The following is a 23,990-nucleotide window of genomic DNA, read 5'->3' on the forward strand; positions in this document are numbered from 1 at the left end:
ATGACGTTGCGCCGGAACGCCACTGACACGACATCTCACGCTACCCTCGTGTGCGTGCCCACCTACAGCTTTCGCTGCACACAGCGTTGCGAACCCGTCGAGCAGAGATTCTCCATGGCCGATGTCCCCTCCCAGGTGACGTGCCCGGAGTGCGGCGAAACAGCTGCACGCCGGATTTCGTCTCCTGCCCTCGGCAGGGGGAACAGCGCTGCGATGAAGGCACACGACGCCTCGCGGGCCACCGCCGACTCACCGACGGTAGTCACGTCTATCCCACAGCAGGGGCGGGCGGCGAGCCCGACGACGTCGAACCCGCTCCACCGTCGCCTGCCACGTCCCTGATCTCGGCGTTTCTCTTTCGTGCCGACGGGGAAGTCCGGGTGCATGTCCCAGCTCCCCGCTCCCCCGTCGATCGCCGACGGCTTCACCACCGACGACGTCGTTTCCTGGGTTGCCGAGCATCTGGGCGACCTGACGCTCGAGCGGCCGGACGGGATTGCCGCCGGCGGCATTCGCGGCGGACAGTCGGCCGCCGACATGGCGCTGGCCGGTCTGGACATCACCGGCTACGCCCGCGACCGCAGCACTGTCCTTCCTGCGAATCGTCGTGGAGCCAGTCGAATGTCGCCGTACATCCGGCACGGTCTGCTCACTCTCCGTGAGGTGTGGGACGCCGTAGCGGACGCCCCTGCGCGCGATCGCACGCGGTACCGGGACGAACTCATGTGGCAGGAATACGCCCGCCACCTCTATGCCCGCGTCGGAACCGATCTGGGGAGATCCCTTCGTCGTGAACAACCACGACCGCACAACTGGACTTCCGAACCCTGGCCCGACGAGATGAACTGCATGTCCACGGTGGTGGGCGAATTGCACAGTGACGGTTGGCTCGTCAACCAAACACGCATGTGGCTGGCGTCCCAATGGGCTGTGCGTGCCGGCGCGACATGGCGCGACGGCGAGGACGAGATGTTCACCCACTTGCTCGACGGCTCACGGGCGGCCAATCGACTGGGTTGGCAATGGACGGTCGGTACCGGAAGCGGCAAGGTGTACGGCTTCAGTCGGTGGCAGGTGAACAAGCGCGCACCATCCCTGTGCCGCAACTGCGCGCTGAAAGACGCCTGCCCCATCGAGAATTGGCCCGACGACGATCTCGGACCGGCAGTCGACGGACCCGATCTCAACAAGGCACCGGTACCCGCGGGCCCTGCGAGCATGGAAGGTGATGGTGCAGAACAGGTCTGGCTGACCGCCGAATCGCTCGGCACCACAGACCCCGCCATGGCTGCGAATCTCGAGCGACCCGCCGTCTTCGTGTTCGACGAACCACTCCTGCAGAAGCTTCGGCTGTCCGGAAAGCGACTGGTGTTCCTAGCCGAGACTCTCGGCGAGATCGCGTCGACCCGGCCGTTGGAGGTACGTCGCGGCCGAGTATCGGAGGAGCTTTCCGGACGGTCTCTGGCCGCCACCTGGGCACCTGTTCCCGGTTTCTCTCGCATCGCCGACGCCATCGCCCCGGTCGAATTGCATCCATGGCCCTGGCTGACGCGTCCCACCACATCCTCGGTCCGGTCGTTCAGTGCGTGGCGGCGCAGTCACTGACGTGCCCGCACCGTGATCTGCCCTTCCTCGCTGGTGGCGGAGACCGTCTTCGACGATCTGGGGTCGTTGATCACGTCGACGACGACGTCGCCTTTGTCGGATGCCGCGTCGACGGCATAGAAGTCGGCGGGCGGAAGCCCGATCGTCGTATCGCCGATCACGTTGCGCGCCTTGACCGATTCCGGTGCAGTACGCGATTCGACGCTGATCTCGCCGAACGTCGTGCTCACATCCACGATGGACGCAGTTGCATCACTGATCTTCACGTCGCCGAACCGTGTGTCGACCCGGATGGCTCCCGCCGATCCACGAGCGAACACCGACCCCGACGCTGTCGAGACGGATACGTCTGCACCGACATCCGACAGCACGACATCACCGCCCGCACCGTTCACCGCGAGGGTCAGACCTGCGGGTATCTGCAATTCGACGTCGGCGTCACACGTCTTGTACCTACCGTAGGAACATTCCACAGCCACGCTCGACCCGTCCGCACCGACGTCGATCGTGGGGGCGTCCCCTCGGTAGATCCCGTGCGCTCGAACATGCAGCGAATCATCGGGACTGGGCACGAACTTCAGGTGCGCGAACCCGGTCGTCACGGTCAGCTGCGAGCCGTCGATCGCGTGATCTACCGAGTAGTCGTAGTTCTGAGTCTTCGGAACGGAGAAGCCGAGCGCGATCGCCGCAGTGGTGCCTGCTCCGGCCGCACCGACCACGACGGCCGCTGTAGTGATCGCCAACGTGTAGCGCAACAATGGAATTCGATTCATCGAATAGCTCCCAGGTATCGTAGGACTGCCATGACCCGGCGGTGATCCGCACTGTCACCGAGCAATCCGAGTTTGGCGAAGATGTTTCCGATGTGCTTCTCGACGGCTGCTTGGCCTACGACAAGAGCGGCAGCGATGCCGGCATTGGACTTACCTTCGGCCATCGCCGTCAGCACATCTCGTTCTCGCGGTGTCAGCGAGTCGAGTGGATCCGAACGTGGTGCGCGCGCCAGAATCTGTTGCACAACTTCAGGATCGATGACAGTTCCGCCGTCGGCGACCGTTTTCACCGCGTCGGAGAATTCGTCCACATCGGCGACACGATCCTTCAGCAGATATCCGACGCCGTCCGTGCTCTGCCGAATCAGTTCTGCCGCATACCTTTCCTCCACGTACTGCGAGAGCACCAGTACTCCGACATGGGGCCAACGCTCACGAATGACCAGTGCCGCTCGCAGACCCTCGTCGAGAAAAGTCGGAGGCATCCGCACGTCGATGACGCAGACGTCGGGCAGGGGCTCGGTGGACGACATCAGCGTCAACAGCTGCGCCGCGTCACCAACTTTTCCGATCACCTCGGCACCGGAGTCGACCAACAAACGCGCAACACCCTCACGTAGCAGTACCGAATCGTCGGCAATGATCACTCGCACGGGATGGTCACCTCCACTCGTGTCGGGCCGCCCGACGGCGAAGTCACCGTCAGGGTTCCGTCGATTCCGCTGAGCCTGTCGGCCAATCCGACCAATCCGCCGCCGGGCTCGAAATGCGCACCGCCACAACCGTCGTCGACCACGGTGACGGCGACGGAGGACTCGCCGCGAGCGACATCGACCTGCACGTTTCCGGCGTGGGCGTGCTTGCCGACATTGGTCACGGCCTCGGACACCACGAAGTACACCGTCGACTCGGCGGTGGCGTTCAGACGTCGCTCGCCGGTGAGGGCCGGGTCGATGTCGATCGTCACCGGAACTGTCGACAACGCCGCGACCGACGACAGCGCTGCGTCGAGTCCGCGATCGGTCAGGATCGGGGGATGCAGTCCGCGCGTCAACGTTCGGATCTCACCGATCGCGTTCTTCGCCTCCCGATGTGCGTCGTCGAGCAAACCCTTCAAGACCACGTCGTCCGTAGCCGATGCGCGAGACTTCGCTTGCCCCAGTGACATTGCCACCGAGACCAGCCGTTGCTGGGCACCGTCGTGCAGGTCTCGTTCGATGCGTCGCCGCTCGGCATCGGCGGCGTCGACGACGCGAGCACGGCTCACGGTCAGCTCGTTCACCCGCTTGCTCGACTCCGACTGCCCGAGAAGTGCTGCAGCGCTCCACCAATCGAGCTTGGCAATCAGGGTCGTCAGTGGCGGAACGCCGGCAACCAGGACTACCAGAGCTGCCACTCCGATCACCGCAACCAGCGGAAAGTCCACTCGTTCGGCTATCTCCAACCCGGTGCCCTCGGGATCGGTGACCAACCACGCGACCGGGGCGGCCGCCAGAACCGGAAGCGCCAGGAAGAGCGCAGGCAGCAAGAACAGCAGCGCAGCCGAGATCGGAATACGAATGATCCAGTAGACGAGCGACTTCCACAGCCCGACGTCACGAACACACCACACCAACTTTCGCCAACTGGTCGGATAGACGATGGTGTCCGGTTTCGTGATCTCGATGCCACTGGTCAGGTCGATGCCCGCTCGCGCCGCGATGTCCAGCCAACGAAGGACCACGATCGTGAACACGAAGACGAGCACACCGCTGAGGGCGAACGGCAACGCGAACACCGCGAGCAGGAGCAGACCTACGATCAGCCATCCGCCCAGTCCGGCGAACGTCGTCGCCAACAGCGACGCCATTGCCAACCACCACTGCTGCGAAATCCACGCTCTGAGCGGATTGAGGGGAATCGGTAATGCCTGGTTCATGCGGATGAGCCTAAGTGGGCAGTCGCCGGGGCGTCCTCACTGCGAACCCACGAGGTGAGGTAGGGCCAGCCCTACCCTCGGCGCGCGGGTCCACGTGAGTTCGCCCAGCTCAGGCGTCGAACACGCCCTTTGCTTCCCGAACTTGTCGGTAGCCGGTGATATCAAGAAAGTACACGACTACAGAAAGGGTTCCCATGTCCGCCAGTGTCGATACCTGCCACGGAACGCTCGTGATCCACGCAGTCGGTAGTGCGGAATGCACGGAACCCGATTGCGTGGATCTCGAGTACGTTCGCCACTTCCTGGTGCTCGAGTGCGAGGAGATCACCGGCGGCTGCCAGTGCACAGCGCTGGTTGAGCTCGCTCAGGCGTCCTGACGCCGGACGACCGGCTGCTGCAGCTCCGTCACCCAGTTCTCCTGCGGCGCAGGCTCGGAGACCAGGTAGTACTCGCGGCAGATGCCGGAGAGCTCGTAACCGTTGGCGTCGATCCAGGCCATGAACTGCTCCCAGGTTTCCCCGATCGTCGCCATCGAGCCGTGGTGCACGGTCGTCAGCGCGAGGTCGATCGCGGGTAGCTCGGTGACGTCGTAGTCCTCGCCTGCATCGACGTCGGGGGTGATCTCGAACGCGGCATGCACCGTGATGCCGGTGCCGTCACCGTCGTCGACGGCCTCGTACAGGGCGATCGACGACGGTCCGAATTCGACTCCGTCTCGTGCCAGAGACGACGCGAGCCGGGCGTACATCGGACCGATCACCGGGCCGATGTTCTGTGGCCCGTAACCGGCAGCATTCTCGGTAACGACGGCGACGCGGGTGGCCGGCAGCGACTTGGTGTCCACGGTGATCATCGAATCTTCTCCCTCTACGGCGCGGAGGCGCGCATCGATCCGACGCAATCGGGCGGCGTCGAGATCGAGTCGATGGGCGACGTCTTCACGTTTGGCGACGAGCATCCGACGCAATCGGTCTTCGCTGACCTGCGCATGCACGATCTGCTTCACCTCGTCGAGCCGAAATCCCAGGTCCTTGAACATCAGGATGCGTCCCAACTCCTCGAACTGTCTACCGTCGTACGACCGATATCCGGTGAACGGATCCACCCGTGCCGGCGTCAACAGCCCGATCTCGTCGTAATGCCGAAGCATGCGAACCGAAACCCGGCCGATCGATGCGAACTCTCCGATACTGAACATGACCCTCCGAGACTGCCGTCTCACACTGTGTGAGGGTCAAGTATCGCGCGCCGTGCGGTGGCTCGACCCGTTCTGCGCGCACCGATCAACCGATTTGGCCGGTCGTCGCATCGATCGAGTGCGCTCCCTGATAGTCGCCAGAAATTCGGACCAGGCCATTCGCCAGGTCTACGGCACCCCAGCGGTCACCGTAGCGCAACAGGCGTTGAGAAACCAGGCTTGGCAGTGGATTCCCGACACATCCCGATACGGCCTCCCGGACCCGCCTCGATAACCGACCGGGCGTCTGTAATCAAATGTTGAACGACCCTGTGAATGCGACGTCGCAGCGGTTATGGTTCGTTTCGATGCTCCTCCCCCGAACCCACAAGGACTCGCCATGAAGAGACGCCTGATCGCCTATTCCATTGCTGCACTTGCTATCTCCGCCACCGCAGTGGCGCTTCCCACCGGAGTGGCGTCGGCCGCGCCGTGTTCGGATGTGGACGTCTCGTTCGCTCGGGGCACCGGGGAACTTCCCGGCCTCGGCATCACGGGAACTCCCTTCGTGAACAGCGTCAAATCGCAACTCTCGGATCGCTCGGTCAGCACGTACGCCGTGAATTACGCCGCCGACTTCACCCAGGCCAGCGCGGGACCCGGATCTCGCGACCTCGTGGCTCATCTCAATTCCGTTGCGGCATCGTGCCCGTCGACGAAATTCGTGATCGGCGGTTACTCGCAGGGGGCGACCGTGGTGACCAACGCAGTGGGTCTGCGCACTCCCAGCAGCTTCACCGGTGCCGTCATTCCGGCCGCGATCGCCGACCGTATCGAGGCCGTTGTGGTGTTCGGCAACCCATTCGGGCTCACCGGCAGGAAGATCGAAACAGCCAGCAGCACATACGGTTCACGCACCAACAGCTTCTGCAACTTCGGCGACCCGGTGTGCCAGATCGGCGGCTTCAACACCTTCGCTCACCTGACCTACGGCACCAACGGCTCGACGACGCAGGGTGCCTCGTTCGCGGCAGCTCAGGTACGCAGCTGATTCGACTCACCGAAATCGGTGCGCGGGCCCCGATGGTTCTGCGGATAGAAAAGTCGGTTCCGGTAGCCCGGATTGCTCTGCGCTCGTGAAGATTTCCTCAGCGACTGCATCGACCCGAGCTATCGGAACCAACGCAATGGCAGAACCCCCGAACCCCCCACCAGTCATACGGGCCCCGTATGCCCCGGCTCGCAGCGCAGCATCGACGGCGCTGTCCAACTCGGGGGAACTCACCTCGTAGTCGTCTCGAAGCGAGACGTGTGACGCCGTCATCAGGTCGCCGAGTTCGGTACCGATGGCACCGGCGTCCAGCAACGCTACTGCCCGCTCAACTCGTCGTATCTCGCTGGTGACGTGACGAACTCGGGGAACGAGAGCCTGATCGGTGAGCCCCGATACCGCCCGCTCGGGGTCGAGTCCGCGCAGCGTCGGCACACCCAGCTCCAGGTAGGCCCGGTCGAGGGCGGCCCGGCGGGCACCGTACTGGCCGTCGACCAGACGGTGCGGAGCGTTGGTGTCGATCACCATGATGCGAGCACCCGACGCCGCGACGTCCAGTGGGATCTGCCGGGTCGACCCGTCGAGGCAGTCCAGAAGCAGGGCGTGTCCTCGTTCGGCAAGCATCGCGATGGCTTGATCCATGCCCCCGGTCGACGCGCCGGCCACATCGTTTTCGGCCCGAATACTGGCGTCGATCAGTGCTTTTCGATCGACGTTCAGATCGAACAGATCGCTCAGAGCCAAGGCGAACGAGCACTCGAGGGCCGCCGAACTCGACAGGCCTGAGCCCACCGGTACCGAGGAGTGCACGGCAACATCGATTCCGCCTATCCCGTGTTCCTGCAGCGCCCAGGCAACGCCCGCCACGTACGCGGCCCAGCCCGACGGACTTCCCGGTCCGATGTCACCGAGTTGCCCCGTCCACGTCTGGTCCGTGTGCGTCGAGACCGCCCGCATCGTGGCATCCTCGCGCCGCCGAACAGCGACTGCAGTGGCGAAGGGCAGCGCGAACGGCAGCACCAGACCTCCTGCGTAGTCGATGTGTTCGCCGATCAGGTTGACTCGCCCCGGTGCCAACCAGACGCCGTCCGGTTCACCGCCGAACGCGGTGTCGAACAGCTCCGAAGCACCGTCGGCGAGGCTCTGCTCGGACACGACGCTCAACCAGTTCACACCAGCACCTCGCGCAATCTGTCTGCGATTCTCTCGGGAGTCGTGTCGTTGATCCATGCGCCCATCGCCGACTCGGATCCGGCCAGAAACTTCATCCGGCCCGGTGACCGCATCATCGAGAACAGTTGCAGGTGAAGTCGTCCCAGCTCTCGATCGGATCCGACGGGGGCCTGGTGCCACGCCGAAATGTAGGGCACCTCGTCCACGTCCTCGAAGAATGCGTCGACGCCCCGCAGCAATGCGCGGTAGACGCCGGCCAGCTCGTCGCGCTCCGCGTCGTTCAGTTCGGCAAGATCTGCGACGTCGCGGCGCGGAGCAAGATGCACCTCGAGCGGCCACCGTGACGCCGCGGGGACGTACGCCACCCAATGCTCGACATCCACGACTATCCGTCGACCCGAGCGCAATTCGGCGGCGAGTACATCGGCCAACAGAACTCGACCGGTGTTCTCGAAGTGTCTGCGCGACTGCCTGATCAAGGCATCGGTACGAGGAGGAAGGTAGGGGTAGGCGTAAATTTGGCCGTGCGGGTGCGTCAAGGTGACACCGATCTCCTTGCCACGATTCTCGAAGCAGAACACCTGTTTCACTCCATCGATCGCCGAGAGCTCCGTGGTCCGGTCTGCCCACACGTCGATGATCGTTCGGACCCTCGACAGTTCCAGCGAGACGAAAGACGCGTCGGGATCACTGGCGAAACAGACGACCTCGCACCGACCGGTACCTGCCGCCAATGGCCACATCGGCTCACCGTCGACCGCTGCCGGAAGAGTTTGTTGTGCAGCACTTCCCGCCAACGACGGGAAACGGTTCTCGAACACCACGACGTCGTAATCCGAGGCCGGGATCTCGGTCGCCGGCCGGCCCGGACGGCTGGGGGCCAACGGGGACAGGTCGGCGGGAGGCAGGAACGTGCGGTCCATCCGCTGGGCAGCCATGACGATCCACTCGCCGGTGAGAACGTCGAATCTCATCTGCGAGAGCGACATCGACGGCGGCAGCGGCCGTGAATCCACCAGCTCCCGGGTGGCACCACCGGAAAGGTAGGGCTCGGTGTCGTCGTAATAGATCAATTCTCGACCGTCGGCCAGCGTGGTCGAGGTCTTGCGCATCGGATGGCTGGTGTCCTGCGTGGTCATCGACTGCTCTCTTCTCGAGTTGTCGGCCTGGATTCGGCGGGGCCGGTTGCGACGACCACGTCGTCGACGATGTCGGTGAGCGCGTCACGAATACGTTCGGGCACAGCGACATCGGTGACGATCACCTCCACCTCCGACAACGCAGCGGTGGTTGCGAGGGCGCGAACACCCCACTTGGTGTGATCAGCGAGGACCGCGACGCGTCGAGCCGAGGCGACGAAGGCCTGATTGGTCTGTGCCTCCAGCAGATTGGGGCAGGTGAGGCCCGCATCGATGTCCACTCCATGCGTGCCGAGAAACAGAATGTCGACGTGCAGCGTCTGCAACGCGCCGACCGCCAACGGACCGACGAGTGCGTACGACGGGGTGCGTTGGCCTCCGGTGAGCAACACGGTGTGGTCTGCTCTGCCGCCGGCATGAAGGACGTCGGCGACGGGCAGGGAGTTGGTCACCACGGTGATGTCGGGTATCCGAAGCAGTTCCCGCGCCAGCGCGTGTGTCGTCGTACCTCCGGAGATGCCGATGGTCGTTCCTGGCCGGATCAATCGTGCGGCGGCGCGGGCAATGGCGGCCTTGGCGTCACGGCTCTGCTCGGACTTCACCGGAAAACCCGGCTCGAACGCGCTCGCGGAACTCGGCGCGGTGATGCCGCCATGCACTCGCTCGACCAGGCCCTGGGCGACCAGTTCATTGACGTCACGTCGAATGGTCATGTCGGACACCGACAGAGCAGTGCCCAACGCGGCCACCGTGACGGCTCCCTCGGACAGCACCCGGTCCAGAATCTTCTGCTGACGTTGATGGGCGAGCATCACACCATCACCAGACCTGGTTCCATGCACACAACATTCACCAGGTAGCAACAAATGTCAACAAAAGCGAACAGGGTGCGGCGATGAGGTCAGAAGTCGTCGTCGCTCTCGGACGCGGTTCGTGCACGACCGATCCGTGTCAGATGCACCCGTCGCGCCAGTCGAATCACGGGACGGATGAGCAGTTCGATACTCCCCAGCAGGAAGAACCACGTACCGATCACCGTCGTGCTCTCCTGAAAGAAGAGGATGCTGCCGGCGATGAACCAGACCGCAACGAGAATGTCGTTGATGATGCTGACAACTTCCCACCGCTGGCGAATCACCAGCTCCTCGTGCCCGATAGTGAAGGTCAGGTCGTTCATAGCGGCTCCTTCGTAAAACGTCGGTGTACCCAGTCCGACTACCCGGATCCCTCCCAATCGACCCGGGCTGCCATCTCGAGCAATTTCCGACGACGTGTCTCGCTGGTCTCGCCGATCCGCGCGATACGTCCGTACACATGGGCGCGGAAGTCGGTCAGATCGTCCCGATTCTGTTGGGCTGCACCGCTACCGATGCAGTTGTGCAATAACGCTCTGAGGTTGTCGTACTCCTCTCGCGGAACTGCGGGCCACGCATTGACCACCAGCCCGGTGAGCTGTTGGCGTTGATGCGCGCGCCGTACTCGGGTTTTGTCGGGATGAATCGTGAAGTCCTCGTCGTGCACAATCTGGGACAGCACCCACAGCAACTTGACGACGTCGAGGTCTGCCGGACCGGAGAACGCCAGGTCGTCGGCGTAGCGGGTATACCGGGCACCCATGGTGCGGGCGAGCCCGGCAGCTCGAATATCGAGTTGGCGGGCAGCCAGGTTGGCCAGGGCGGGCGACGTCGGTGCGCCCTGCGGCAAGTGGGTGGTGCGAAGCCTCGCCGCCGTCGCGCGGTCCATGCCCGTCAATTCGCCGGCCGGGGTGACCGTTGTGCACAGCGCGGCAAGATTCGCCGCAACTTTTCTGGGATAGCCGACGGCCTCGAAGATCGCCACCACTCGATCGAACCCGATGGACGGAAAGAAACGACGTAAGTCGACCGAGACCACCACCTCACGCTCGGCGTGGGGCGTCGCGAACGTGCGGGGGCTCCGCCCTTTACGAAAACCGTGCGCGGCGGGATGTGGCGGAATTCGATCCAGGATGCGGTGCAGTATCTTTCGCTGAATCTCGCGCAAGCGCGGTTTGGGCACCTCGAGCAGACGGACGCCGTGGCGCTTGTCGAGACGAGCAGATCGATAGTGCTGCAGGGGAAACGGTGCAGTACGCAGCCTCCCCTGCAGGTCGGCAAACCACTCGATTTCGGAAATGGTCAGATCCAGTGATTGCGCGAGCTGGCCCGTCGTCTCGTAGCGAGGCACCTCGAACCGCCAGGGTACGACACGGCCACGTATCGGCGATCGCTGTAACTTCGACGGCTGCGTAATCAACGGAAGATCGCGCAGCAGAACGAATATCGACGCCTCGTCGAACGGCGGACTCGGGTACAGGTCGATGATTCGATCGGCCAACCTCGAGGCCTTGGCCGGCATGAACCGAGAGAACGCCTCCTCGAGCCCCGATTGCGTCCACTCTGCGTCTGCAGCCAAACGAGCCAGGGTTGCGGCGGCGCGCGGAGACAGTTCGCGGTCGTTCACGTCGATCGCTCCAACGGGTCTCGAGCGAGAGAATGCAGCGGCGCGCGGCGACCGAAATCTTTCGTCCTCGGAGCTGCCAAGCACGCGTAGCGTGCAGACCAGCTTCGGACGCAGTGCTCGATTCTCAATATGTACCCAGGGGTTACCCCTGAGACCGGTCCCGCGGACCAACTCTCGCCCACGCGCCGCTGCATCCGTCCACCATGCCAAATCGAGGCCGATCTGTCAGCGGGATGACTCGCTGGTTCGACCGACCGGTCGGGTTTTGAAGTTCTCGTGAGTTGCTCGATTACGAGCCGGAGCTCTCGAGTCCGGAGCAGGTGAACGGAACCAGCGCCGACTCCGTTGCGTCCAACCCGTAGATGGGCTCTTGGGAAAGGACAGTGCACATGCATCGAAACAGTCGATGGGCGGCAATCGCAGTAGGTCTGCTCCTGCTCAACGCATGTTCGACGGGCCAAGACGGTACTGCAGTCCCAGAAGTCATCGCAACAACCAGCACGGCCGTCGCAGCACCGACGCCCTGGGATCCATGCACCATCCCCGACGACGCCATCGAGCAGGCGGGATTGAACACGGCCACCAAGGAGTCGGGGGTGTTCGGACGCGATCAAAACGGATTCAAGATCTGCGGCTGGGAGAGTCAGCCGCCCAGCAGCAAATACTTCTTCTCGCTCTTCGTGGGGATTGCGAGTATCGACTACATCGACGATCCGAGTTACTTCGACCGCCTTCAATCCGTCCGAGTGGGCGCACGTGACGCCACCCAGTACCAGCAACTGTCTGCTGACTCGTCCCGAAACTGCGGTGTTGCCTTTGCCGCGGGAGCACAACTGGTCAGGGCGACTCTGGTCACTGCCGGACGTGTCGACGACCCGCCGTACGAACCATGTATCGAGCTCAATTCCGTAGTCACACTCCTCGAGTCCCAACTTCCTGCCTGACCCTCAGAACCGAAGGGTGCAAACTATGTCCGAGTCGCCGCCTGATTTGATCACCCACTGGCAAGGACTCAACGCTTTAGCTGAAGCTGGGACACTGATCATTCCTGCAGACGTCGCCGCCAAGTGCGACGCTGCCTGCGATGTCTATCTTGCGCACCTCGAGAAAATGCAAGCTGATGCCCGCAAACTGTCGGAGACCAAGAGCTGGGGCGACATGAAATCTGCTCAGGACCTACAACGTCGGTTCGCTCGCCTGGCGGCCGGCAAAGACACGTCACTCGACGTCATTCTTCAGCAGCACATCGACGTCATCGAATCGATGCGCATGCTCTTCCGTCGCTACTTCGACGAGACGACCGATACCGATGATCTGACGTCGTCGAACATCACCGCGCTCACCCCGGAGAACTGAGAGACGCCAACACTTTTCGGTGGACCTCGACTTCGCGTTTGTCGTTGTCCAGACGCCGTTCGATGGGTGCGTAACCGCGGGAACGCCACCATCCGATGCTCTCGACCATGCTCACCATCGGACCCACGAACACATGGGTCCACCCCTGTGTTTCGAGAATGCGCTCGAGCTCCGCCAGCACCGGATTCGCCACCCGGTCATGCTCCAGTTCCCCGTCGACGATCAGACTCCCCACCCACGGTTGACCTTCGCGGGGATGCGGAGCCAGCAGTGTCATCACGCCCACGATTCGGTCCGCTGCCCCGATCACCACGCAGTGAGAGTTCTCCATGACCGTGTTGTGCCAGAGGAACTTCTCGACATCCTCGACGGTGAAGGCGGTGACTCCGGTGTGCAACGTACTCGCGTCGAGGAACTGAGGATTGCTGTTGAACACGGCGAGGAAGTCCTCGGGACTATCCCTGCCGTCGACCTCACGCACCGCATACGCTCCCGCGTCGAATCCGAATTCCATTCAGCCACGGTAGAGCCAATCCACGACCTCCGTCGTCGAGCACACCCCGTAGACGAGGTGTGGATTCCCACGAGGGGCGTGAATCCCAGCATCGGGGCACTTACGTGACACCTGGTCCGTAGTTGCACGTGACAGTTGTCAGCAGTTCGCCATGACACCGGAAACGACGTCCTGTTTGCCGTTGACCAGCACTTTCGTCGCAGTGAAGAGTCTGATGTGTCGCCGAGGAACACGGCTGAAGATCCACAGACGAAAGAGCGAAGGGAATTGCAGATGATCACGCAGAATTCGACTCGGACCGAGGCGGTGGGTACCGAGACAGCACTCGCGGTACACGCCACCGGTATCCACAAGTCGTTCAGCGACTCCACGGGCTCGAAGTTCCGCGCCGTTCGCGAGTTGAACCTCTCGATTCCCCGCGGGCAGGTTGTGGCGTTCCTCGGGCCGAACGGCGCAGGCAAGAGCACGACGATCGACATGATCCTCGGGCTCACCGAACCGGACGGCGGCACCATCGAGGTGCTCGGCACCGATCCGCTGACCGCCGCGTCGACAGGACGCAGCGCAGCGGTACTGCAGTCCGGTGGACTGTTGCCGGACGTCACTGTCGGAGCACTGGTCGCGATGATGGGCTCGCTGTACATCGGGGCCGATCCTGCCGCCGCGATCACCCGCGCCGGGCTCGGTGAACTGGTGAATCGACGTGTATCGAAATGCTCTGGTGGCGAACAGCAGAAGGTGCGGTTCGCCCTCGCATTGCTCTCCAACCCCGAGCTACTGCTGCTCGACGAGCCGACCGCCGGCATGGATGTCACTGCGCGCAAGCACTTCTGGCAGGCGATGCGCGCGCAGGCAGCCAACGGCACGACCGTCATGTTCGCAACCCACTACCTCGAAGAGGCACAGGACTTCGCCGATCGAATCGTCGTCATCGTCGACGGTGCCCTCGTCGCCGACGGCACGGTGGCCCAGATCAAGGCCACCGTCTCCAATCGGACCGTCGACGCCAACCTGCCACGCTCCGAGGCCGAATTCGTTGCAGGGCAGACCGGCTCGCGACTGCAGGAACTCGCCAACGGCCGGTTCCGATTCGTCTGCACCGATACCGACCCCGTGGTGCGCGCACTGAGCACGTCGACCTCCGCGACAGATATCGCGATCGTGTCGGCCTCACTCGACGAAGCATTCTCGGCGCTGACCGACCGCACTCACCAGAATTGAGGACATCCGATGACCACTACGACCTCACTACGCCCCCGCCGCGGACTACACCCCACGTTCGTCCTGCACGACATCCGCAGGCAGATCACCCCACAGAATCTGATCTTCACCGTCGCGCTGCCCGCCGTTCTCTACCTCGCCCTGTTCCGCGTCGTGGAACCCAGCGCCGGAGTCGATTTGCCGCACGGCAACTTTCAGGCCTGGATGATGATCGGAATCGCCGTCTACGGTGCGTCGATCGGCACCATCTCGCGGGCCGCGGGCATCTCGAACGAGAAAGCCAACGGCTGGCTGCGGACAATTCGCCTGTCGCCCTTGGGTGCCGGCGGCTACGTCGCATCGCGCATCATCGCCTGCCAGGTGTACGCGGCCATCCCGGTCATCGTGGTCGGCATCCTCGGAGCACTCACCGGAGCCCGCGCCGACGCGATCGTGTGGATCACCGGCCTCGTCGTGGCCTGGATCGGATCTGCCATCTTCTCCGCCCTCGGCCTTGTGCTGGGGATGCTGCTGCCACCCGAGGTCGTCACCCACGTTCCTGGCGTCGTCATGACCGGCCTCGCCTTCCTCGGCAACATCTTCATCCCGCTTTCTGGCGGCATGCTCGCCGTCGCACAGGTGACACCGCTTTACGGTGTGGCGACGTTGGCCCGCTACGCGCTGACCGACGGCTACAACCTCGACGGATCTCACGCCTCGCTCGCAGGTGCCCTCATCAACGTCGCAGCCTGGTTCTTCGGATTCTCCTTCGCCGCCGTCCGACGATTCGCTGGGGCGACCGGCCGCCAGTGACATACAGGTCACGGTTGCCCAGCGCGGAGGCGTCGTCGATAGTGTGGGTTCCTCACCGGAGAAAGTGACAGCAGTGACCACGCAGAAAACCGATGCCCGACGCAACGAGCGGTTCCCCAGCGCGTTGGTCGCGTTCATTGCGAGTTGGTTCGTCGTCGCGCTGTTCACGTTCATTTCACTGACAACGGTGTTCGATCACCGGGAAAGCATCGGATACGGGCTTGCTCTCCTGGCCGCAGCGATGGTCGTCTTCATTGCGGTGATCCTGGTGCTGGCACAACGCATGTCGGTACTGGGACGCGTCGATTCACGGCTGACGGTGGCGGCATGGATCGCCATTCCGCTCGGCATCGTCCTCGTCCCGCTTTCCGAGGTCTGGGAGATGAGCGCGATGTCGGTGGCGATCGCGGCGACCTTGGTACGTGGGCGCTGGGCACCAGCCGTCGTCGGCGGTGTGTTCGTCATTGCGACCGTTGTCACTGTCGGCGTGGACCGCGCTGAGCCCCTAGAGGCGTTCGGAATCACGTTGTTCAACACGTGTACGACTGTGGTGCTGATCGTACTCACCGAGCTTGCACTGGCACTCGACGCTTTGCGGGCGTCTCGTGAACAGGTTGCCAGGCTGCTCGTCGATGCTGAGCGACATAGGATTTCGCGGGATTTGCATGACGTCATAGGCCGCACTCTGGTGACCGCGCAGCTACGCAATCAGGCTGCACTGCAGATGTTCGAGAACCAGCCGGAGAAGGCCCGTGAGCAGCTGGGGCATGTGCACGACGTTCTCAACAGTGGTCAGGCGGATCTGCGGAGGATTACCAGCGGACCCATCCTCGACGACTTCGTGTCGGAGCTGGCAGCCGTCGAAGCGATGTGTGCCCGGCTGGGCATCGACTGCCTTACCTCGGTGGAAGCCCCGCCGGTCAGCGACGTGGACCGCATCTTCGCCGCCGTCGTACGCGAATCGTCCACCAACATGCTCAAGCATGCTCACCCACGCAGGTGCACCGTTCGAGTCACCGCTGAGAAGAACTGCGACGTCTTCGAGTTCACCAACGACGGCGTCACCCGTGAGGAGACCGACGCAGGTACGGGAACCGGGATCGCTGCACTGACCCGCCAGGTCGAGGCCGTCGGAGGCAGATTCACAGCCGGCAAGACGGCAGCGGGTACCGAGTTTCGAGTCGTGGCCACCATCCCGAGGGCAAAGGCAGACGTATGACGATCACCGTGTTGCTTGCCGAGGACGTCGCTCTACTGGCCGAAGCCTTCGAGGTGTTGTTGTCCACCGACCCGGACATCGAGGTGGTCGGACGAGTGTCCCGAGGAGACGAAGTATGCGATGCCGTAGATCGCTTGCGGCCGGACCTCGTCCTGATGGACATCGACATGCCCGGTATGACGGGCATCGCGGCCACGGCTGCCCTTCGAGCAATGAACGATCGCACCCCGGTGCTGCTGCTGACTGCCCTACCCGGCAGCGGGCATGTGCACGACGCTTTGGCCGCGGGAGCGAACGGGTATCTCCTCAAGAGCACGGACGCGGTGCACCTCTTCGCCGGTATCAAGGCGGTGTTCTCGAAACACACCGTCATCGATCCGGCCTTGGCTGCCGAAGCGTTGCGGGCGGGGCCGAATCCCTTGCGTGACCGCGAGCTCGACGTGTTGAGGCTCGTCGATCAAGGGTTGTCCACCAAGCAGATCGGCGAACGCTTGTTTCTCAGCCCCGGAACGGTGCGCAATTATCTCTCGAGCATCATCACCAAGTTGGACGCAAGCAGCCGACTCGAAGCGATCAAGTCCGCGCGTGAGAACGGGTGGCTTTAGGTCAGCCTCCGTGTGCTTCGACGGCCACGGGCTGCCATTCGCGCCAGTTGGCCAGGCGTGATTCGTAGTCCGTCCTCGCGATCTGGAGCGGTGCTTCTCCGAAAAAGACTCGCAGCGGCGGCTTTTCGGCGTCGACGACCTTGAGCAGCGCCGAACGCGTAGCTACCGGATCGCCAGGAGTTGCCTGCCTTGCACTCCGCAGTTCGGCGGCCTTCTCCCGAATCGGGTCGTACGCGGCGATGTCGGTGGACTTCTTGGCAGACGGGCCGGACCAGTCGGTGGAGAACCCACCCGGCTCGATGAGCGTCACGTGGATACCGAAGTCCTCGACCTCCTGCGCCAATGCCTGGCTGAATCCTTCGAGCGCCCACTTCGAGGCGTGGTACGCACCGACATTCGGGAATGCTGAGATTCCGCCGATGGACGACACCTGCAAGATGTGGCCACTCCCCTGCTCACGCATGAACGGCAGCGCCGCCTGCGTAACCCATAGCGCTCCGAAGACGTTCGTCTCGATCTGCGCCCGAGCATCTTCCTCGGAGAGTTCCTCGATCATGCCGAACTGGCCGTAGCCGGCGTTGTTGATGACGATGTCGAGTGAACCGAACTTGTCGTAGGCCTGTTGGACTGCCGCGAAGTCGGCGGCGCGATCGTTCACGTCGAGTTCGATAGGCAGAATCGCATCGCCGTACTGTTCGACGAGATCTTTCAAGGTGTCTGTGTTGCGAGCAGTCGCTGCGACCCGATCGCCACGGTCGAGTGCCGCGATCGCCCACTCCCGCCCGAATCCCTTGGAGGTGCCGGTGATGAACCACGTCTTGGCTGTCATGAATCTCGTCCCTTCGCTACACGGACAAAAGTAAGGACGACGTCCGCTGCAAACGCCTCTCGGCGAGTGGTCGCTCGAAGCGACAAATGGGGTGAGGCCCGGGGCTTGCCAAGCGAACGCCGTCGAAAGAGTCCAACGAGGCGCCGTCGCCGACTATTCCCCGCACGTCAGCTGTGTTCGGTGATCATCACCGCCATGGTGTTACGCTCCAGCGCCTCGAAGATGTGCAGCGCGTCGCCGGGGTAGGCGACATAGTCGCCGGGTGCCAGCTCGACTGCCTCGCCCACTGGCCCCACCAGGGCTCGTCCAGCGCTGAGCACAACGTGCTCGACCACACCGGGCGAATGAGGGTCCGAGCGCCTCGGCTCGCCGACGTCCGCGCTGACCAGATAGATGTCTCGTCGCGCGTTCGGCGGAGACGACGCCAGCAGCGTCGCGGAGTAGTCCGCCCGGTCCGACGCAAATCTTGGCCCCTCGCCCGCACGGATCAGGCGGACCGACTGCTTCGCGGGCTCGACCAGTCTGGAGAACGGCACGTCCAGGGTGACGCTGAGGGCCCACAGAGTTTCCAGACTCGGGTTACCCGTCCCCGATTCCAGTTGCGACAGAGTCGATTTAGCGATACCCGCACGACGCGCCACCTCAGCCAGCGAGAGGCCGACGCGTCGTCGCTCCTGCTGCAGAGCAGCAGCGATGGCCGCGATCGGTGGTCCGGCGTCCGCCATTCGTTCACTCCATCGGTACGTTCGTTTGATTTGACGAACAGCCTAACATCGTCCACTATAACGACCATGCGTTCGACATGGCGAACCCTGCAGGGGGTCAACATCCGCGACATCGCGTTGGTCTGTCTGGCCGACGCCTTGGTCGGGGCCTCGTTCGGTGCCATCGCCGTAGCCGCCGACCTGCCACTGTGGCTACCGGTAGTGATGTCCCTGGTGGTCTTCGCGGGCTCCTCCCAATTCATCTTCGTCGGCATCCTGGCCGTCGGCGGCAACCCCGTCGCCGCCGTGGCGAGCGCGTTGCTTGCAAACACACGGCTCGTACCGCTCGGATTCTCCATAGGATCCGTTTTCGACAACGTCTCGCCATGGAAGCGACTGCTCGGCACCCACCTGATCACCGACGAAGCGGTCGCATTCAGCGTCGCCGAAGAAGACGAAGGACGGCGTCGAACAGCGTTCTGGCTGTGCGGAATCGGACTGTTCGTCACCTGGAACATCGGGGTGGTGATCGGCACTCTCGGTGGTGGCGCAATCACCGATACCGCCGCACTCGGACTCGACGCCGCATTTCCGGCAATCCTGCTCGGACTGATCATGCCTGCGCTCCGAGATCGGGGCACGCGCAATGCCGCACTCGTCGGCGCAGGGATCGCCCTGGCAGCGTCGATGTTCCTACCGAGCGGACTGCCGGTGCTCCTCTCGCTGATCGCCGTGGTCCCCGCACTGCTGTCCACCAAGCCCGCCGCACGCAAGGAATCCGCATGAGCCTCACGATTCCCCTGATCGCCATGATCGTCGGCACCTTCGCGCTCCGCCTCATCGGCCCGGCCCTGCGCTCGCGCATGACCATCTCGCCCCGCATCGACCGCGTCATGTCCACCTCGGTCGCCGTCGTGTTCGTAGCCCTCATCGCCACCTCGACCCTGCTCGTGGGCAAGGACTTCGCGGGCTTCGCAGCCCCCATCGGCGTCACCGTCGCCGGAATCCTCGCCTGGCGCAAAGCACCCTTCGTCGTCATCGTGATCGCGGCTGCCGCAACCACCGCTTCCCTCCGCTGGTTCGGTGTCGCCTGACCGAACCGCGGCACCCCGAGTCCACTAGATGTGACATTGACCCCCGAAAAGTCCACCAAATGTCACATCGAGTGCATCGGATCGGGAACACCGGTGACAGCCATCGCCCCTTCGCGGACTACCTACACGACAACGAGCCCATTGCCACCTGGGCGACCTCGCTTACTGACCTGAGCGCCCACTATTTCCCTGCAGCCCCGGGATTCCGTCTTTCGAACCGAATTGTGGGCGCTGACATCAGTTGACCGGCGCAGCGTGAACCGCCGACCCCCGCTGGACCCACCTGACCTCGCGCACCGCTCCCCGTTCACCGGCACCCCCAGTCCACTGGATGTGACATTGACCCCCGAAAAGTCCACTCGACGTCACATTGAGTACCCCCGGGCGGGGACAATGGAGAATGAACACAATGTCTCGATGTGGGGAGCAGCAATGACCGCGCTGGATGCAGTACGACGACGCTGGCCGAAGACGATGCCACTTCAGCCGCTTCCGTCGGAGTCGTGGGCCAAGCAGGAGCCGACGTGGAAGGGTGCGAATCCCCAGGTCATCGAGTCGGCGTTGAAGCGTGCGAAGACTCGGACGTCGGGCAATTGGTTCGTCTTCGCTGCGAGTCGTGACGTGAAGGCCGACAAGCCGTTCGGTCGCTATGTCGGCACCACCGAGTTGGTTGCGTGGCGGGATTCGGCGGGCAAGGTGCATATCGGTCCGGGTGCGTGTCCGCATCTCGGGGCGGCACTCGATACCGCGAAGATCGAGTGCGACGCGTTGGTGTGCCGGTGGCATGGGCTGGCGTTGGGTCCGAAGGGTAAGGCTGGCTGGCGGCCGGTTCCTGCGTTCGACGACGGTGTTCTGGTGTGGGTCCGGCTCGACGAGCTGGGCGGCGAGGAGCCGACGCCGGTGCCGGTGGTTCCGATCAGGCCCCCTGCGTCGACGTCCATTCCTGGTGTCGTCACGTTGATCGGGAAGTGCGAACCGGACGACATCATCGCCAATCGCCTCGATCCGTGGCACGGCGCATGGTTCCATCCGTACTCGTTCGCGAGGTTGAAAGTGGTGAGCGCGCCCACCGACATCGATGTGCCCGAGGAGGACGATCGCTTCCTGGTCGATGTCACGTTCCGCGTCAGTCGCGGCATCGGTGTTCCGGTTCGAGCCGAGTTCGTCTGCCCCGGCCCACGCACCATCGTCATGCGCATCCTCGACGGTGAGGGGGCGGGAAGCGTCGTCGAGACACACGCGACTCCCCTGGCTCCTGCGTCCGACGGCACCCCGCGGACGGCGGTCATCGAGGCGACGATCGCGAGCTCGGATCGACCCGGCTTCCAGATGGCGCGCAAGGTCTCGGGACTGCTGCGTCCGGCGATGAACTTCACCGCAGCACGTCTGTGGAAGGACGACCTCGATTACGCCGAACGCCGTTACGAACTGCGCTCGACGGGTCGCGCGTGATCTAGCCTTCGACGAACGCGGCGAGTTGGCCGATGACGGTTCCCCAACCGTCATGGAAGCCCAACTCCTCGTGCATCTTTCGGTCTTCTACGTTGCGGTGCATCACGTGCGCCCGGTACTGCGTCCCGTCGGGATGGTCGGCGAACGTGATCACCGCGGTCATGAACAGCTGTAGGGCAGGTCGCCAACCTTCGACGAGGGAGTTGGTGAACACGATGCGTTCCTGATGGTCGACGGCGAGGAAGCATCCGTCGATGTGCGGTTCGAAGTCTCCTCCGGGTTCACTCATCAGCGTTCGGAATGCGCCTCCGGGCTGCAGATCCCACGCGTCGACTCGGCACAGAGTAGGTGCCGGAATCCACCATTTCTCGAACTTCGACGGGTCGGCCCACGCATCCCACACCGTCTCGCGCGGAGCCGCGATGATGCGGGAGATACTCAGGTCGAGTTCGGGATCGAAGGAAGTCATTGTTGTTCACTCTCTTTCGAGGATCGGGTGACGAACTGTTCGAGGCGGTCGGTTCTGGATTCCCACACGGACCGTTGCTGCTCCAGCCACGCGGAGGCCGCGTCCAGGTTGGTTCGCTCGATCGTGCATGCGCGTACACGTCCGGTCTTGTGGGTGCGAATCCATCCGCTGCGCTCGAGTACATGAATGTGTTTCATGAACGACGGCAGAGTCATGTCGAACGGTTCGGCCAGTTCCCCCACGGTCGCAGGCCCGGACCCCAGTCGGCCCAGTACTGCACGCCGCGTGGGATCGGCCAACGCCTGGAACACGTCGTCGAGCACCTCGAAATACTGAGCCATATGGCACAGTATCTCTGCAACAACACTTAGCGCAAGGGCACAGTATCGGCGATTCGGTGCGGACTCGCCGGAACCATCAGTCGTCGGCGAGGTCCTTGAAATAGCGGGCGACGGGCCACCGCTCGAAACCACTCTTCTCGTAGACCGACCGCGCTGGCGCATGACCGGGATCGTCACCGGTCTCGACCATCACCATGCGCATTCCGGCGGATCTCACTCGCGCGAAAGACCGATCGAGGAGCGCCCTTCCGACGCCGGCTCGCTGCTGAGCTGGGTCGACCACCAGGACGTACACCTCACCCATGTCGTCGTTCGGGTGCAGGCGGGTACAGACCCAGCCGACCGGCGTGTCACCGTCCACGGCCACGTCCACGCTCTCGGGTTCGTCGTCGACGACGGATGCGAGATCGTCGTACTGACGCGCCTGCCACCCCTGGGGATAGAAGCAGTCGTACACGAACCACGGGACCGCCTCCTGCACGAGCGGAAACACCGGTTCCCACGCGCGAAGCGACAGCGCGAGCAACTCGGCCCGATACCGGGGGACGTACGGCACGATGGTCACCATCGGACCGAGTGTAGGTTGCAGCATTCGAGCGAGGCGGCGGTTCGACCGTCACACCGACTGCCGCACGCCACCCCCATTGCGCCGCAGCACTATTGGGTGGAAAGAATTTCCGAAAAAGTGCCGAAAAGGTCTTGGCACTCGCTGCATTCGAGTGCTAATTTCTGTGTTGCACAGTTGAGGAGCGCCTCGCCACAGGGGCGAGCGCATCTGGGTACAGGAGGTGGTTGCTGTGCTTCGTTTCGATCCGTTCCGTGACGTCGATTCGCTCACCTCGGCACTGTTGGGTGCGTCTACCGGTTCGGACCGCGCACCGCGATTCATGCCCATGGATCTGTACAAAGTCGACGATCACTACGTACTCAGTGCCGACCTTCCCGGCGTCGACCCGGGATCCATCGACGTCGACGTCGATCGCGGCACATTGACGCTCACCGCGCAACGAACCGTGCCGGAAAGCTCCGGCGTGCAGTGGATTTCATCGGAACGGTTCGCCGGAACGTTCCGTCGACAGATCTCACTGGGTGACGGCGTCGACACCGAGGGCATCTCGGCGTCGTACGACAACGGCGTCCTGTCGATCACCATTCCGCTTGCCGAGCGAGCGAAGCCGCGCAAGGTCGACATCGCTCGTGCCGAGCTGACCGGCCAGCAGAGATCCATCGAACACCAATCGACCTGATCCGTCACGCGCACAAGCACATCGAGCACTGTCGAACTACTCAGGGAGGGTGATGCATATGGAAACGGATACCGTGGTTTGGCCGGAATCTCCCGATCGTGACCAATGGTGGCGCACGGTTCTCGGGGTCGGGACCGAGATCCGTGAATGCGCCACGGCCGATCTACTGGATCAGCAGCGAGCAGAGCCGGCCGACGACGACCTCTACCCGCACGTACCGCGAGAGCCCGTCGCTGCGTGATCCGAACGACCGCAAGGCCGGCACCGACATTCGGTGCCGGCCTGCGTCATTGCCGCACCGAGTAACTGGTCACGAGGCCAGACATCACAGGACCAACGAGTAGAACGTGCTCGACGGGTCCACGACGTAGTCGCCGAACGGGGGCACTGCGACGAATCCGTGTCGCTCGTAGAGGCGTCGAGCTGCGGCGAAGTAGTCCTGGGTACCCGTCTCCAGGCTGACGCGCTCGAATCGCAACCGTCGCGCCTCCGTCAGAACGTGCTCGAGCAGTCCGGCCGCCACCCCGCGGCCTCGCGCGAAACTCGAGGTGCGCATCGATTTCAGTTCTCCGTGTTCGGGAGTGAGTGTCTTCAGCGCGGCAATGCCGAGCAGTGCCCCGGCCTGCCACGCCGTCCACACCCGCATGTCCGGCCCGCGCAGACCCGACAGATCCAGTGCGTGAACACTCTCTGCCGGGGACGTCGCGTGCATGTCCGCAAGGTGCTCGACGAGCAACGCACCGACCTCCGGCCGCGACAGATCGTCGACCTCGAGACGCATGCAACCTCCTGTCGTGAGTGGAAGTTCGACCCCTGCTACGAAGTACCAC

Annotated in this window: 31 protein-coding genes; 15 read left to right on the forward strand and 16 right to left on the reverse strand. The window is 63.5% G+C overall.

Going from position 1 to position 23,990, the window contains the following annotated elements; translation table 11 throughout:
• Positions 1–114: 114 nt before the first annotated feature.
• On the forward strand, positions 115–342 hold the full coding sequence (locus CH262_RS17480) for a zinc ribbon domain-containing protein (RefSeq protein WP_230591061.1): 228 nt from the start codon (positions 115–117) through the stop codon (positions 340–342).
• A 42-nt stretch (positions 343–384) separates the two neighbouring features.
• Positions 385–1,605 carry an FAD-binding domain-containing protein gene (locus tag CH262_RS17485; RefSeq protein ID WP_094718051.1) on the forward strand — a complete coding sequence of 407 codons (1,221 nt, stop codon included), beginning with the start codon at positions 385–387 and terminating at the stop codon, positions 1,603–1,605.
• On the opposite strand, the gene CH262_RS17490 is transcribed toward CH262_RS17485, so the two are convergent.
• The 3 genes from CH262_RS17490 to CH262_RS17500 are packed head-to-tail and all read right to left on the reverse strand — an operon-like array spanning position 1,599 to position 4,296.
• Positions 1,599–2,378 (reverse strand): DUF4097 family beta strand repeat-containing protein, encoded by a 780-nt coding sequence (locus CH262_RS17490; RefSeq protein WP_094718052.1) that lies wholly within the window; start codon positions 2,376–2,378, stop codon positions 1,599–1,601. The two genes, CH262_RS17485 and CH262_RS17490, sit on opposite strands and share 7 nt — an antisense overlap.
• Complete coding sequence (locus CH262_RS17495; RefSeq protein WP_094718053.1) at positions 2,375–3,031, reverse strand: response regulator transcription factor; 657 nt, start codon at positions 3,029–3,031, stop codon at positions 2,375–2,377. The genes CH262_RS17490 and CH262_RS17495 overlap by 4 nt, the downstream gene beginning before the upstream one ends.
• Entirely contained in the window at positions 3,022–4,296 is a 1,275-nt protein-coding gene (locus CH262_RS17500; RefSeq protein ID WP_218829307.1) for a sensor histidine kinase, read from the reverse strand. Before CH262_RS17500 ends, CH262_RS17495 begins: the two co-directional genes overlap by 10 nt.
• 194 nt (positions 4,297–4,490) lie before the next feature.
• Here CH262_RS17500 and CH262_RS28170 point away from each other — a divergent pair, with 194 nt between their 5' ends.
• Entirely contained in the window at positions 4,491–4,673 is a 183-nt protein-coding gene (locus CH262_RS28170; RefSeq protein WP_027494898.1) for a hypothetical protein, read from the forward strand.
• Here CH262_RS28170 and CH262_RS17510 read toward each other — a convergent pair.
• Positions 4,661–5,494 carry a MerR family transcriptional regulator gene (locus CH262_RS17510; protein ID WP_032385316.1) on the reverse strand — a complete coding sequence of 278 codons (834 nt, stop codon included), beginning with the start codon at positions 5,492–5,494 and terminating at the stop codon, positions 4,661–4,663. The genes CH262_RS28170 and CH262_RS17510 overlap by 13 nt on opposite strands.
• A gap of 379 nt (positions 5,495–5,873) precedes the next feature.
• On the opposite strand from CH262_RS17510, the gene CH262_RS17520 reads away from it, so the two are divergent.
• Positions 5,874–6,524, forward strand: a complete 651-nt coding sequence (locus tag CH262_RS17520) for a cutinase family protein (RefSeq protein ID WP_027494901.1) — start codon at positions 5,874–5,876, stop codon at positions 6,522–6,524.
• A gap of 6 nt (positions 6,525–6,530) precedes the next feature.
• Here CH262_RS17520 and galK read toward each other — a convergent pair whose 3' ends face one another.
• The 5 genes from galK to CH262_RS17545 form a co-directional block, all read right to left on the reverse strand.
• Positions 6,531–7,754 (reverse strand): galactokinase, encoded by a 1,224-nt coding sequence (gene galK / locus CH262_RS17525; RefSeq protein WP_094718056.1) that lies wholly within the window; start codon positions 7,752–7,754, stop codon positions 6,531–6,533.
• Positions 7,694–8,809, reverse strand: a complete 1,116-nt coding sequence (gene galT / locus CH262_RS17530; RefSeq protein ID WP_094718119.1) for a galactose-1-phosphate uridylyltransferase — start codon at positions 8,807–8,809, stop codon at positions 7,694–7,696. Before galT ends, galK begins: the two co-directional genes overlap by 61 nt.
• A gap of 23 nt (positions 8,810–8,832) precedes the next feature.
• Complete coding sequence (locus CH262_RS17535) at positions 8,833–9,648, reverse strand: DeoR/GlpR family DNA-binding transcription regulator (protein WP_094718057.1); 816 nt, start codon at positions 9,646–9,648, stop codon at positions 8,833–8,835.
• 89 nt (positions 9,649–9,737) lie between these two features.
• A complete protein-coding gene (locus CH262_RS17540; RefSeq protein WP_032385312.1) occupies positions 9,738–10,013 on the reverse strand; it encodes a YrhK family protein in 276 nt (91 codons plus the stop codon).
• Positions 10,014–10,051: 38 nt separating this feature from the next.
• Positions 10,052–11,317: a reverse transcriptase family protein gene (locus tag CH262_RS17545; RefSeq protein WP_256988857.1), complete on the reverse strand. Its 1,266-nt coding sequence runs from the start codon at positions 11,315–11,317 to the stop codon at positions 10,052–10,054.
• A 389-nt stretch (positions 11,318–11,706) separates the two neighbouring features.
• Between CH262_RS17545 and CH262_RS17550 the strand changes: the two genes are divergently transcribed.
• The gene (locus CH262_RS17550; RefSeq protein ID WP_094718058.1) at positions 11,707–12,261 is read left to right on the forward strand and encodes a DUF3558 family protein; all 555 of its coding nucleotides are present in this window, start codon (positions 11,707–11,709) and stop codon (positions 12,259–12,261) included.
• 25 nt (positions 12,262–12,286) lie between these two features.
• Positions 12,287–12,673, forward strand: coding sequence for a hypothetical protein (locus tag CH262_RS17555; RefSeq protein WP_032385309.1), 387 nt, complete (start codon positions 12,287–12,289; stop codon positions 12,671–12,673).
• Here CH262_RS17555 and CH262_RS17560 read toward each other — a convergent pair.
• On the reverse strand, positions 12,657–13,187 hold the full coding sequence (locus CH262_RS17560; RefSeq protein WP_032385308.1) for a hypothetical protein: 531 nt from the start codon (positions 13,185–13,187) through the stop codon (positions 12,657–12,659). The two genes, CH262_RS17555 and CH262_RS17560, sit on opposite strands and share 17 nt — an antisense overlap.
• 273 nt (positions 13,188–13,460) lie before the next feature.
• Between CH262_RS17560 and CH262_RS17565 the strand changes: the two genes are divergently transcribed.
• From CH262_RS17565 to CH262_RS17580, 4 genes are all read left to right on the forward strand, one after another.
• Entirely contained in the window at positions 13,461–14,408 is a 948-nt protein-coding gene (locus CH262_RS17565; RefSeq protein WP_080731804.1) for an ABC transporter ATP-binding protein, read from the forward strand.
• A 9-nt stretch (positions 14,409–14,417) separates the two neighbouring features.
• Entirely contained in the window at positions 14,418–15,200 is a 783-nt protein-coding gene (locus CH262_RS17570; RefSeq protein ID WP_032385307.1) for an ABC transporter permease, read from the forward strand.
• Positions 15,201–15,273: 73 nt separating this feature from the next.
• The gene (locus CH262_RS17575; RefSeq protein ID WP_032385306.1) at positions 15,274–16,419 is read left to right on the forward strand and encodes a sensor histidine kinase; all 1,146 of its coding nucleotides are present in this window, start codon (positions 15,274–15,276) and stop codon (positions 16,417–16,419) included.
• Positions 16,416–17,024, forward strand: a complete 609-nt coding sequence (locus CH262_RS17580) for a response regulator transcription factor (RefSeq protein WP_032385305.1) — start codon at positions 16,416–16,418, stop codon at positions 17,022–17,024. Before CH262_RS17575 ends, CH262_RS17580 begins: the two co-directional genes overlap by 4 nt.
• A gap of 1 nt (position 17,025) precedes the next feature.
• Here CH262_RS17580 and CH262_RS17585 read toward each other — a convergent pair whose 3' ends face one another.
• Both CH262_RS17585 and CH262_RS17590 read right to left on the reverse strand, forming a co-directional pair.
• Positions 17,026–17,853 carry an SDR family oxidoreductase gene (locus CH262_RS17585; RefSeq protein ID WP_032385304.1) on the reverse strand — a complete coding sequence of 276 codons (828 nt, stop codon included), beginning with the start codon at positions 17,851–17,853 and terminating at the stop codon, positions 17,026–17,028.
• Positions 17,854–18,020: 167 nt separating this feature from the next.
• Positions 18,021–18,578: a helix-turn-helix domain-containing protein gene (locus CH262_RS17590; RefSeq protein ID WP_032385303.1), complete on the reverse strand. Its 558-nt coding sequence runs from the start codon at positions 18,576–18,578 to the stop codon at positions 18,021–18,023.
• Positions 18,579–18,644: 66 nt separating this feature from the next.
• On the opposite strand from CH262_RS17590, the gene CH262_RS17595 reads away from it, so the two are divergent.
• From CH262_RS17595 to CH262_RS17605, 3 genes are all read left to right on the forward strand, one after another.
• A complete protein-coding gene (locus tag CH262_RS17595; RefSeq protein ID WP_032385302.1) occupies positions 18,645–19,343 on the forward strand; it encodes an AzlC family ABC transporter permease in 699 nt (232 codons plus the stop codon).
• Entirely contained in the window at positions 19,340–19,651 is a 312-nt protein-coding gene (locus CH262_RS17600; protein WP_032385301.1) for an AzlD domain-containing protein, read from the forward strand. Before CH262_RS17595 ends, CH262_RS17600 begins: the two co-directional genes overlap by 4 nt.
• Positions 19,652–20,083: 432 nt before the next feature.
• Positions 20,084–21,103: a DUF5914 domain-containing protein gene (locus tag CH262_RS17605; protein ID WP_032385433.1), complete on the forward strand. Its 1,020-nt coding sequence runs from the start codon at positions 20,084–20,086 to the stop codon at positions 21,101–21,103.
• Between the two features lies 1 nt (position 21,104).
• On the opposite strand, the gene CH262_RS17610 is transcribed toward CH262_RS17605, so the two are convergent.
• From CH262_RS17610 to CH262_RS17620, 3 genes are all read right to left on the reverse strand, one after another.
• Positions 21,105–21,572: an SRPBCC family protein gene (locus tag CH262_RS17610; protein WP_032385300.1), complete on the reverse strand. Its 468-nt coding sequence runs from the start codon at positions 21,570–21,572 to the stop codon at positions 21,105–21,107.
• Positions 21,569–21,913, reverse strand: a complete 345-nt coding sequence (locus CH262_RS17615) for an ArsR/SmtB family transcription factor (protein WP_032385299.1) — start codon at positions 21,911–21,913, stop codon at positions 21,569–21,571. Before CH262_RS17615 ends, CH262_RS17610 begins: the two co-directional genes overlap by 4 nt.
• A gap of 76 nt (positions 21,914–21,989) precedes the next feature.
• Positions 21,990–22,481 carry a GNAT family N-acetyltransferase gene (locus CH262_RS17620; RefSeq protein ID WP_052056679.1) on the reverse strand — a complete coding sequence of 164 codons (492 nt, stop codon included), beginning with the start codon at positions 22,479–22,481 and terminating at the stop codon, positions 21,990–21,992.
• 229 nt (positions 22,482–22,710) lie between these two features.
• Between CH262_RS17620 and CH262_RS17625 the strand changes: the two genes are divergently transcribed.
• The gene (locus tag CH262_RS17625) at positions 22,711–23,160 is read left to right on the forward strand and encodes an Hsp20/alpha crystallin family protein (protein WP_057473142.1); all 450 of its coding nucleotides are present in this window, start codon (positions 22,711–22,713) and stop codon (positions 23,158–23,160) included.
• A gap of 58 nt (positions 23,161–23,218) precedes the next feature.
• Entirely contained in the window at positions 23,219–23,401 is a 183-nt protein-coding gene (locus CH262_RS17630) for a hypothetical protein (RefSeq protein ID WP_057473134.1), read from the forward strand.
• 84 nt (positions 23,402–23,485) lie between these two features.
• On the opposite strand, the gene CH262_RS17635 is transcribed toward CH262_RS17630, so the two are convergent.
• Positions 23,486–23,941, reverse strand: coding sequence for a GNAT family N-acetyltransferase (locus CH262_RS17635; protein WP_094718059.1), 456 nt, complete (start codon positions 23,939–23,941; stop codon positions 23,486–23,488).
• Positions 23,942–23,990 lie beyond the last annotated feature (49 nt).

This window comes from Rhodococcus sp. 05-2255-1e (assembly GCF_002259025.1).
Lineage (GTDB): Bacteria > Actinomycetota > Actinomycetes > Mycobacteriales > Mycobacteriaceae > Rhodococcoides > Rhodococcoides fascians.